9 protein-coding genes are annotated in these 9639 nt (G+C 62.1%); 1 reads left to right on the top strand and 8 read right to left on the bottom strand.

Translation table 11 applies throughout. The features are described from left to right. Positions 1 to 40: 40 nt before the first annotated feature. On the bottom strand, positions 41 to 994 hold the full coding sequence (guaA, locus tag QZ326_RS02110) for a glutamine-hydrolyzing GMP synthase (protein WP_365328060.1): 954 nt from the start codon (positions 992 to 994) through the stop codon (positions 41 to 43). Between the two features lie 218 nt (positions 995 to 1212). On the opposite strand from guaA, the gene QZ326_RS02105 reads away from it, so the two are divergent. Further along, positions 1213 to 1932: a peptidoglycan DD-metalloendopeptidase family protein gene (locus tag QZ326_RS02105; RefSeq protein ID WP_295740723.1), complete on the top strand. Its 720-nt coding sequence runs from the start codon at positions 1213 to 1215 to the stop codon at positions 1930 to 1932. A gap of 60 nt (positions 1933 to 1992) precedes the next feature. Here the strand turns inward: QZ326_RS02105 and QZ326_RS02100 are convergent, their stop codons facing one another. The 7 genes from QZ326_RS02100 to QZ326_RS02070 all read right to left on the bottom strand — a co-directional run bounded on the left by QZ326_RS02100 (position 1993) and on the right by QZ326_RS02070 (position 9600). Then, positions 1993 to 3093 carry a DUF3810 domain-containing protein gene (locus QZ326_RS02100; RefSeq protein ID WP_295740721.1) on the bottom strand — a complete coding sequence of 367 codons (1101 nt, stop codon included), beginning with the start codon at positions 3091 to 3093 and terminating at the stop codon, positions 1993 to 1995. Positions 3094 to 3120: 27 nt separating this feature from the next. Beyond that, positions 3121 to 3855 (bottom strand): ABC transporter ATP-binding protein, encoded by a 735-nt coding sequence (locus QZ326_RS02095; RefSeq protein WP_295740719.1) that lies wholly within the window; start codon positions 3853 to 3855, stop codon positions 3121 to 3123. Then, positions 3852 to 4643, bottom strand: a complete 792-nt coding sequence (locus QZ326_RS02090) for an ABC transporter ATP-binding protein (RefSeq protein ID WP_295740717.1) — start codon at positions 4641 to 4643, stop codon at positions 3852 to 3854. Before QZ326_RS02090 ends, QZ326_RS02095 begins: the two co-directional genes overlap by 4 nt. Further along, on the bottom strand, positions 4643 to 5446 hold the full coding sequence (locus QZ326_RS02085; protein ID WP_295740716.1) for an ABC transporter permease: 804 nt from the start codon (positions 5444 to 5446) through the stop codon (positions 4643 to 4645). The genes QZ326_RS02090 and QZ326_RS02085 overlap by 1 nt, the downstream gene beginning before the upstream one ends. Further along, positions 5443 to 6393: an ABC transporter permease gene (locus QZ326_RS02080; protein ID WP_295740713.1), complete on the bottom strand. Its 951-nt coding sequence runs from the start codon at positions 6391 to 6393 to the stop codon at positions 5443 to 5445. The genes QZ326_RS02085 and QZ326_RS02080 overlap by 4 nt, the downstream gene beginning before the upstream one ends. 54 nt (positions 6394 to 6447) lie before the next feature. After that, positions 6448 to 7998 carry an ABC transporter substrate-binding protein gene (locus QZ326_RS02075; protein ID WP_295740711.1) on the bottom strand — a complete coding sequence of 517 codons (1551 nt, stop codon included), beginning with the start codon at positions 7996 to 7998 and terminating at the stop codon, positions 6448 to 6450. Positions 7999 to 8304: 306 nt separating this feature from the next. Beyond that, positions 8305 to 9600, bottom strand: coding sequence for an AI-2E family transporter (locus QZ326_RS02070; RefSeq protein WP_295740710.1), 1296 nt, complete (start codon positions 9598 to 9600; stop codon positions 8305 to 8307). Positions 9601 to 9639 lie beyond the last annotated feature (39 nt).

The raw sequence follows: 9639 nt of genomic DNA, 5'->3' as shown, positions 1-9639 counted from the left end.
CCCGGCCCTTGAAAATCAAGGGCCGGGGGCTGATTGTCTCCTATTCCCACTCGATGGTCCCAATGGGCTTCGGCGTCAGGTCATACAGCACCCGGCACACCCCCGGCACCTCTGCCAGGACGCGGCTGGTGACGGTTTCCAGCACCGTCCAGGGCAGTTGGGGCACCGTGGCGGTCATGGCATCCACGGTGTTGACGGCCCGGATGATCACCGGCCAGTCAAAGGCCCGCCTGCCGTCCCGTACGCCGGTGGAGCGGAAATCCGGCACCACGGTGAAGAACTGCCAGACTTGATCCGCAAGGCCCGCCCTGGCGAACTCCTCCCGCAGGATGGCGTCGGACTCCCGCAGGGCCGCCAGACGGTCCCGGGTGATGGCCCCCAGGCACCGCACCCCCAGGCCCGGGCCGGGGAAGGGCTGGCGCTCCACCATGGACACCGGCAGGCCCAGGGCCTTTCCCACCACACGCACCTCGTCCTTGAAGAGGAGCTTTACCGGCTCCACCAGCTCGAACTGCATCTCCTCCGGCAGGCCGCCTACGTTGTGGTGGGCCTTCACGCCGTCGCTCTCCAGGATATCGGGGTAGATGGTCCCCTGAGCCAGGAAGGTGATACCCTCCAGCTTGCGGGCCTCCTCGTCAAAGACCTTGATGAACTCACCGCCGATGATCTTCCGCTTGCGCTCCGGCTCGTCCACTCCGGACAGCAGGTCCAGGAAGCGGTCCGTGGCGTCCACATAGATCAGGTTGGCGTTCAGCTGGTTTTTGAACACCTCGATGACCTGCTCACTCTCGCCTTTGCGCATGAGGCCGTGGTTCACGTGGACGCACACCAGCTGTTTGCCAATGGCCTTGATCAACAGGGCGGCCACCACCGAGGAGTCCACGCCACCGCTGAGGGCCAGCAGGACTTTCTTATCCCCCACTTGGGCCCGGATCTTTTCCAGCTGGTCCGCGATAAAGGCCTCCGCCAGCTCCGGCGTGTTGATCCGCCGCATGTCGGCGGGACGCACATTGTTTTCCATATTCCATCCTCCATCTGTAAATTTCGGGTTTTCTCGAATTTTTTATACCATGATTCAGCGGGAAAATCAATACAAATATGAGGGAACGCCGCAGCGGCGGTTTTCCTCCACGAATTGCGTCAGAAGAAACTGTATAACTTCTGGAAAACCTGTCCATACTCTCTTCATACCTTATAAGGGAGGGACAAACAATGGACAGATTGAAGTCGATTTTTGGCAGCGCCGGATTCTACGCGGTTTTGGCCCTGTGCGTCCTGGCTGTGGGCGTGGGGGGCAGCTTTGCCCTGTTTGCGGGGCGGGACAAGCCTGCGGAGGAGAGCGTGCCTCAGAGGACGGACCTGATCGCCCCGTCCGCCGTGGAGCCCGCCGCACCGGAGCTCCCCGCCCTGGTGGAGACCATCGCGCCGGCAGAAGATGAGGCGGCGGAGACGCCGGAACAGGAGGCCCCGCCTCCCATGCCGGAGCTCCCGGTGGACGACACCCCGGTGGTGGTGGAGGCCCCCAGGCTGATCGTATCGCCGCTGAATGGAGAGGTGGTCACGGTCTTCTCTGTGGACCAGCTGGTGTACAATGAGACGTTGGCGGACTGGCGCACCCATGACGGCATTGACATCTCCGCCGTCCAGGGCACCACGGTGCTGTCGGCCAGCTCCGGCACCGTATCCTCGGTGACCGACGACCCGCTGATGGGCACCACGGTGGTTATCAGCCACGACGGCGGCTATCAGACCACGTATTCCAATCTCCAGGCCCGCCCCAACGTGGAGGCGGGGGAGACGGTCTCCGCCGGGCAGATCATCGGCGCGGTGGGCCGCACCGCGGCGGCGGAGTCCGCCCAGGGCCCCCACCTGCATTTCTCCGTCACCAAGGACGGGGAGCCGGTGGACCCCAGCGAGTACCTCAAACGGTGACAGGCCTGCTGCCCTGTAAAAGAATTCCCCGTAGCGGACAGGCGTCCGCTACGGGGAATTTCACCGTTTATAGTAAGCCACCAGCAGATCCACCACGGTGCCGTAGGACTGGATGCCCCGCTCATCGCCATAGGCCTTGAGCATACTGTCGTAGACCCTGGTGGAGACCTGTTTGACGGCGGAGTCCCGGAACTGGGCCCAGTAGGCGTTGTTGTACTGGAGGTCCGCCCGGACCGTCTCCGGCAGGGTCTCCCGGATGGCCCGGTAGGCGTCCGGGTCCAGGGAGTACAGGGCGTTGCCCAGGTAGATATACCCCATCAGCCAGCCGGAGTAGGTATACGCGGGGTATCCGCTGGTGGTGGAGGCCAGCACTGCCAGGAAGTTGCACTCCTGCTCCGAGGCGATGCCCCGCTGATGGGCCAGCTCGTGGGCCGCCGTGGAGGGCAGGAGGCAGGCGGGACTGTCGATGTTCACATTGGACTCCCCGGTGTAGGCGCAGTAGAAGCCGGTAAAGTCCATCCGGCTCATGAGGCGGGAGAAGAACATGGGCTTCACCCCCTTGTCCTCGAAGGCCAGGAAGGGGAACTCCTCCTCTAACGCGTCATAGACATACGGGCTGTCCGCCAGGATCTCCTGCCAGGACACGGCGAATATGCCGTTTTCATCCCGGGGAACGGCCTCCGCCGAGAGAGCCGTCTGTTCCGCGAAGTACGCCGTCACGGATTTGAGGTCCTCCGGAGCAACGGGCTGTGCATAGATGCCGGATTTGTCCTGAAAGCTGTCTGTCCAGAAGCTGAGACCCCAGAGAAAGAAGAACAGGGTGTAGACAGTTACAAAGGCGCAGACGGCGCCGAGGACCGCGCCGTAAGCCCGCTGCCCCCGCCGTCCCCTGGCCCGGAGAACGGCCATGATGCTCCAGGCCAGGTAGCCCAGACCCAGCAGGACGGCCAGGACATAGATCACCTCCATGACGGAGAAGTCCACCCGGTAGCACAGCTCTCCCAGCTCCCGCCGCAGGGGGATGGTGACGTGCTCCGCCAGGGCGTTCATCCAGGCCCGGTTCCCCCGGCACAGCCGGAGAGCCAGCAGGACGCCCAGGACGGAGAACAGCCAGATATGGAGTTTTCTGTATTGGAGGAAAAATTTCTTGATATTCTTCATAATTACTGGCTTTTTTCAGGAAAAAAATTATTCTGCGGCGGCCAGGAGCTGCCGTGTGTAGGCCTCCCGGGGATGGTCGAAAATCTCCGCCACACTCCCCTGTTCCACAATCCGGCCCTGCTTCATCACCAGCACCCGGTCACAGAGCTGATAGACCACGTTCAAATCATGGGAGATAAACAGGTAGCTCAGATCCAATTCGTCCCGCAGATTCTTCAGCAGCCCCAGAATCTGGGCCTGAATGGTCACGTCCAGAGCGGAAACCGGCTCGTCGGCGATGAGGAACCGGGGCCGTTGGATCAAGGCGGCGGCAATGGATACCCGCTGCCGCTGCCCGCCGGAGAGCTCCCCTGGCTTTGCCGTCAGACACTCCTCCGGCAGTTCCACCCGCTCCAGCATCTCCCGCACCCGTCTCTTCCGCTCCTCGGGACCGTACTTGCCGAAAATGCGCAGGGGCTCTTCCAGAATCCAGGACACGGGATAGGCGGGATTCAGGGAGCTGTACGGGTCCTGAAAGATCATCTGGGGCCGCTTGGTGTAGTGGACCACCTTGCCCTGGTCTGGCTTGACCATCCCCAGAATGGTCCGGGCCAGAGTGGATTTTCCTGTGCCGGACTCGCCCACAAGGCCCAGGATCTCGCCATGGCGCACGTCAAAGGTCACGTCGCGGAGCACCTCCTGGTATGTTCCCCGCCGCAGGGGACCGCACTCCCGGTAACCGCTGGTGACGTGCTGGAGGGACAGAACGATTTCCTCGCTCATGGGGATGCCTCCCTTCTCTCCCGGGTGGGGATGGCGGCAATGAGCCGCTGGGTGTAGGGGTGCCGGGGGTGGTGGAATACCGTGTCCGTCTCCCCCTCCTCAACCAGAGTGCCCCGCTGCATCACTGCCACCCGGCCGCAGAGTTTGCGCACCACGTTCAGGTTGTGGGAGATGAACAGCATGGAGATGCCGCTTTCCCTGTTCAGCTTTTTCAAAAGCTCCAGGATCTGGGCCTGGATGGTTACGTCCAGGGCGGTGGTGGGCTCGTCCAGCAGCAGCAGCTTTGGCCGGATGACGATGGCTGCGGCGATCATGGCCCGCTGGAGCATTCCGCCGGAGAGCTGGTGGGGGTACTTCTCGTAGACCTCCTCCGGCTGGGGCAGCTCCACCGCCGCCAGGGCCTCCAGGGCCAGGCGCTTTCGCTCCTGCTTGGGGAGGTTTTCGTGGATGGAGAGGACCTCCTCCACCTGGGGGCCGATCTTCATCAGGGGGTCCATGGCGCTCATGGGCTCCTGAAATACCACGCCGATCTCCCGGCCCTGAATCTTCCGCAGCTCCGGGCGGGGGATGTGGAGCAGCTCCCGGCCGTCCAGCAGAATCCCGCCGGAGTAATTGCACCGGCTTCGGGGCAGCAGCCCCGCCACGCTCATGGCGGTGACGGACTTGCCGGAGCCGGACTCCCCCACCAGTCCCACAATCTCGCCGTCCCGGATAGAGAGGGATACGCCTGCCACGGCCTCCCGGTCCCGGTTGTGAAATTTAACATGCAGGTCTTTGATTTCCAGCATCAGTCCGCCTCCCCGTTCCGGCGCTGCAGGCCCTCGCCGATGAGCCCAAGGCTGAATACCATCAGAATGATGACCAGACCCGTGCCGACGGCGTACCAGGGGGCGATGCCGAACATCCCCTGGGCCTCCGACAGCATATAGCCAAGAGAGGCGTCCGGCGGCGTGACGCCGATGCCCAGGTAGCTCATAGAGGCCTCCGCCAGCACGGCGTTGTTGAAACCGATGGTCAGAGCCGGCAGCAGCACGTGCATGACGTTGGGCAGAATGTGTACCAGCAGAATCCGCCCGCTGCCCGCGCCCATAAGGCGGGCGCACTTCACATAGTTTGCGTCCCGGAAAGCGGCGAAGGCCGTCCGGGTCAGCCGGGCGAAGCTGGGGATGAACACCAGTCCCAGAGCCAGAATGACGTTGATCTTTTTCCCGGGCCCCAGGACGCTGATGACTACCAGGGCCAAAAGTACGCTGGGAAAGGCGGTCAGGGCGTCGTTAACCCGCATCAAGACCTCGTCCAAAATGCCGCCGAAGTACCCGGTGAGCGCCCCGATGGCCGTGCCGCACACGGCGCCGATGGCCACGGTGGCCAGGGCGATGGAGGCGGTGGCTCCGGCGCCCTTCATCACCCGGCTGAGGATGTCCCGGCCGAAGTTGTCCGTGCCCATGAGATGGGCCAGGCTGGGGCCGGAGCGGTCCGCACTCATGGCGTTGGGGTCGCAGGGTGTCCAGAAAAAGCTCAGAAGAATCAGCGCCGCCGTCAGTCCTGCCAGAATCAGTCCGGCGGTGAGATAACTGTTTCGCCGTCTCATGTGTCACCTCCCAGCCGCAGCCGCGGGTCAATGCGTTGATTGATAATGTCCGCCGCCGTACCCGCCAGCACCACCCAGAAGGCCAGAATCACCACAATGGCCTGGACCACCGGGTAGTCCCGGTTGGAGATGGAGGCTACCAGCATCCGGCCCAGGCCGGGGATAACGAACACCTGCTCCACCACAATGCCGGCGGCCACAATCTCCGCCATGGTCTGGGCCAGGAGAGTGACCACCGGAGCCAGGGAATTTTTCAGCACGTGGCGGTACAGCACCTGCCGCCGTGTAGCCCCCCGGGAGATGGCGGTGCGGACGTAGTCCTTCCGCATCTCGGTGAGGATGGCGCCCCGGAGCATCCGCACGGTTATGGCCACACGGGGGACGGCGATGGCGGCAGCGGCGAAAAAGAGGTACTTCACCGCGCCAAAGAAATCCGATCCCAGATCCGGAAAGCTGCCTGGCATGAACCATTTCAGCGCAATGCCGAAGCCCCAGGACAGCAGGATGCCGGTGAAGAAGGAGGGCACCGCCATGCACAGCTGATTGACGACAGTGCCAAGACCGTCCAGCGGCCCGCCGGATCTGGCGGCGGAGCGGAGTCCCAGGGGAATAGAGACGGTGGTAATCAGCAAAAAGCACAAAATGCTCAGGCACAGCGTCACCAGCGCCTTGGGGGCGATCAGGTCCCACACGGGCTGATTGTACTTGATGGAGACGCCCAGGTCTCCGGTGAAAAAGCCCAGGAGCCAGGAGACGTAGCGCACCGGCAGAGGCCGGTCCAGCCCCAGCTCCGCCCGCAGCGCCGCCAGACGCTCCGGTGTTACCTGGGTGCCAAGCATGATCTCCGCCGCGTCACCGGAGATCAGGGAAAAGGCCGTAAACGCCAGAAGGGAGACGATGACCATGGTGAAAAGCATGGCCGCGATTTTTTTTGCAGCGTACTTCATGGCCTCGCCTCCCTTCGGGACAACCGGCCTGTGGATGGCCGGAGATTCATAGGATCACTCGTAGCGGACCGTGGAGAGGTCCAGCACGTAGATGGGATAGAACTGCAGGCCGGTGAGCCCCTTGCGGACGGCCACCAGGTCCGCCAGGTCCTGGATGTAGACGTTGGCGGCGTTCTCCGTCAGGCTTTCCAGCATCTGTTTGTAGACAGCGGTCTGTCCGGCATCGTCAAAGGAGGCGAGAGCCTTGGCAAACAGCGCGTCATACTCCGCATTGTTATAATTGATAAAATTATTACCTGCGGTAGAGCTGAACCGCTCCAGCAGGGCCCGGGCGGTCATGTTGGAGGCGTCCACGCCCACCACGGTGGACTGGAACTGCCGCCCGGCGTACACGTCGGAGAGCCATGTGCCCCACTCCACCAGCTGGATCTCAGCGGTGACGCCGATCTGGGCCAGCTGGCCCACGATCACCTGGGCGGTGTCAATGTGGGGCTGGTAGTTGGAGGGCACGGTGATGGTCATGGAGAAGCCGTCGGGATACCCGGCGTCTGAGAGCAGCTGTTTGGCCTTCTCCAGATCCGGAGTATAGCGGTTTGTGAGGCTTTCATCGAAATATTTGCCGAAGGCGGGGTACATGCTGGAGCCGATGGGGTGGCCGTACCCTGCGAAGGCGATGTCAATAATCCCCTGCTTGTCGACGGCATAGCACAGGGCCTGGCGGACCCGGATGTCGTCAAAGGGCTTCTCGGCGTTGTTGAGGTACAGGGCCTGCACCAGGTTCATGGTCCCCTCTTCAATATTGAAGTCGTTCTCCAGCTGGGCGGCGGTGGTGGTGCTGAGGTGGGCGCACAGATCCACAGCCCCGCTCTGGAGGCTGATGATGATGCTGTCCGTGTTTTCCATGATTTTGAAGGTTACCCGCTCCAGATACGCCGGGGTGCCCCAGTAGCTGTTAAACCGTTCCAGGACGATGTTGTCCTGGGCGGCCCGGGAGACAAATTTGAAAGGGCCGGTGCCCACGGGGGCGGTGTCCTGCTGGTCATAGTCCTCCGGCAGGATGGCCAAAGTCAGGTAAGACAAAAATTCGGTGTTGGGCTGGTCCAGGGTGATGGTCACGGTGGTGTCATCCGCCGTGATATTCTGGACAGCAGAAAGCGCCGGGACCAGAGGTTCTCCCTCCGAGTCGTCGGCGCAGCGTTGGATGGAATATACCACATCCCGGGTCTCTACCGGCTCGCCGTTGTGGAACTGTACGCCCTGCCGCAGGGTAAAGGTGTACGTGGTCTTGTCCTCGGAAAGCTCGTAGTGGTCGGCGACCGCGGGGATCAGATCTCCGTCAGGTGTGGGCTTCATCAGGCCCTCAAATACGTTGAACATGACTTCCTTGGTTCCTGCCGCCACCGCTTTGTGGGGGTCAAGACTGTCGTCCAGGTCCTGGGCAATGCCCACGGTAATCTCGTTGGCCGGGGGCGTTTCGCCGGTAGAGCCGATGGCGGGTTCCTGTCCGTCCGCTGTCCGCTGCTCTGCGCTGCCGTCTTTGCATCCGCAGAGTACGGCGCTCAGGAGGCTGACCAGAAGAAGGAGCGAGAGAAGTTTCTTCCTCATATCGATTTCTCCTTTACATCACTGCTCCCGCAGGAGTCAGTGTCGGGCGGAAACTGTCCGCCCCTCAGATATGATCGGCTCTATTCAGTTGTCAGCGCTGCCTTGAGTCTGCGGCGTTCCAAGGGGGACGCGCCGCAAGAGAATACAGCCTTCGGGGTCGTTATTTTTCTAACGAGACCCCGCAAGGCTGTATTTTACACGATAGGCCGCCTGATTGCAACCCCTTTTCCCACGATTTTCGCGGGAGAAAGCCAAATCATTTTATGGAAAACGGAAATACTTCCGGCGCAGAAGGCGGTTCGGGCATCAGCGGGCCTCACCCTCCGGCGGCTCCGGAGCAGAGGCCGGAGGCCCAGGGGGCGCCGCCTCTACGGAGGCGCCGGGGACGCCGCCGGCGTAGGCGTCCACCGCCAAGGGGAGCTGTTTCTTTTTCAGGCGTGTGTCCACCAGGAAGGTGAAGAGACTGTACAGGCATGCGCACACCGGCACGCCGAAGAACATCCCCGGCAGGCCGAAAAAGCTGCCGCCCACCAAGATGGCGATGATGACCCACAGGCTGGAAAGGCCCGTGGTGTCCCCCAGGATCTTGGGGCCGATGACGTTGCCGTCCAGCTGCTGGAGCACCAGGATGAAGAGCAGAAAGTACAGTGCCTTCATGGGGGAGACCAGCAGGATCAAAAAGGCGCTGGGTACGGCCCCCAGGAAGGGGCCGAAGAAGGGAATGATATTGGTAATGCCCACGATGACGGATACCAAGGGCGTATAGGGAAATTTCAGGATGGAACAGCTGATAAAGCACAGAATACCAATGATCAGGGAGTCCAGCAGCTTGCCCCGGACGAAGCCGGAGAAGATGACGTCTACCCGGTGAACGCCCCGCAGCACCCAACCGGCGTTTTTCCGGGAGAACAGGCCGCAGGCCGTTCTCCGGGCGAAGGCGGCGCAGTACTCCTTGGCGGAGAGCAGATAGATGGAGACGATGACGCCCACCAGCAGATTTTTCAAAAAATTCACCAGGCCCACTACGCTGCCGGCGGCCAGGCTCATCACGGTCTGGGCCTGGGAGAGGGCCTTTTGCAGCCAGTCCGCAATGTCGTGGGCGTTCAGCCAGCCGGTGATGTCCTGATAGTAGATGTTCAGCTGACCCACCACCAGATCTTCCACGTCCGGGTAGGTGGCCAGCAGCGTCTCCACCCAGCCGGCGATGGTGTTGTAGTAGTTCTCTACGTTGCTCACCAGCTGGAGCACGCTCTTGTAGAGCTCCGGCAGCAGCACCGAGGCCAGGATATAGAACATGAGGCACACCAGCAGCCATGTCAGCAGCAGGCTGGCCGCCCGGGCGGCGGGAGCGGTGAAGCGGCCCTTCTCCCGGGCCCTCTGTACCTGGGCGGAAAAGAGGCGGGCCTCAAAGAAATTCACCACCGGCGCCAGCAGATAGGCCATGAAGGCGCCGTAGAGGATGGGCCGGACGGCAGTCAGCAGCTGCCGCCAGACGTTCAGCAGCCAGTGGCGGCCAAACAGGGTGTCATAAAAGAGCAGGATAGCCCCCACGGTCAAAAACACCGTGACGCCGCTCTTCACATGCTCGCTTTTTTGGTTCATTCGCCACCATCCTTCCCAGATTTCCAATATTCTCATTTT

Origin of the sequence: uncultured Oscillibacter sp., from assembly GCF_910587525.1 — a bacterium.
Taxonomy (GTDB): Bacteria; Bacillota; Clostridia; order Oscillospirales; family Oscillospiraceae; genus Oscillibacter.
This window is presented reverse-complemented; position numbering and strand designations above follow the sequence as displayed.

Excerpts from the sequence above, each read along its gene's own strand:
- QZ326_RS02075 (WP_295740711.1), bottom strand. The coding sequence starts at position 7,998 with ATGAGGAAGAAACTTCTCTCGCTCCTTCTTCTGGTCAGCCTCCTGAGC.
- QZ326_RS02090 (WP_295740717.1), bottom strand. The coding sequence starts at position 4,643 with ATGCTGGAAATCAAAGACCTGCATGTTAAATTTCACAACCGGGACCGG.
- guaA (WP_365328060.1), bottom strand. The coding sequence starts at position 994 with ATGCGGCGGATCAACACGCCGGAGCTGGCGGAGGCCTTTATCGCGGAC.
- QZ326_RS02080 (WP_295740713.1), bottom strand. The coding sequence starts at position 6,393 with ATGAAGTACGCTGCAAAAAAAATCGCGGCCATGCTTTTCACCATGGTC.
- QZ326_RS02105 (WP_295740723.1), top strand. The coding sequence starts at position 1,213 with ATGGACAGATTGAAGTCGATTTTTGGCAGCGCCGGATTCTACGCGGTT.
- QZ326_RS02095 (WP_295740719.1), bottom strand. The coding sequence starts at position 3,855 with ATGAGCGAGGAAATCGTTCTGTCCCTCCAGCACGTCACCAGCGGTTAC.
- QZ326_RS02100 (WP_295740721.1), bottom strand. The coding sequence starts at position 3,093 with ATGAAGAATATCAAGAAATTTTTCCTCCAATACAGAAAACTCCATATC.
- QZ326_RS02070 (WP_295740710.1), bottom strand. The coding sequence starts at position 9,600 with ATGAACCAAAAAAGCGAGCATGTGAAGAGCGGCGTCACGGTGTTTTTG.
- QZ326_RS02085 (WP_295740716.1), bottom strand. The coding sequence starts at position 5,446 with ATGAGACGGCGAAACAGTTATCTCACCGCCGGACTGATTCTGGCAGGA.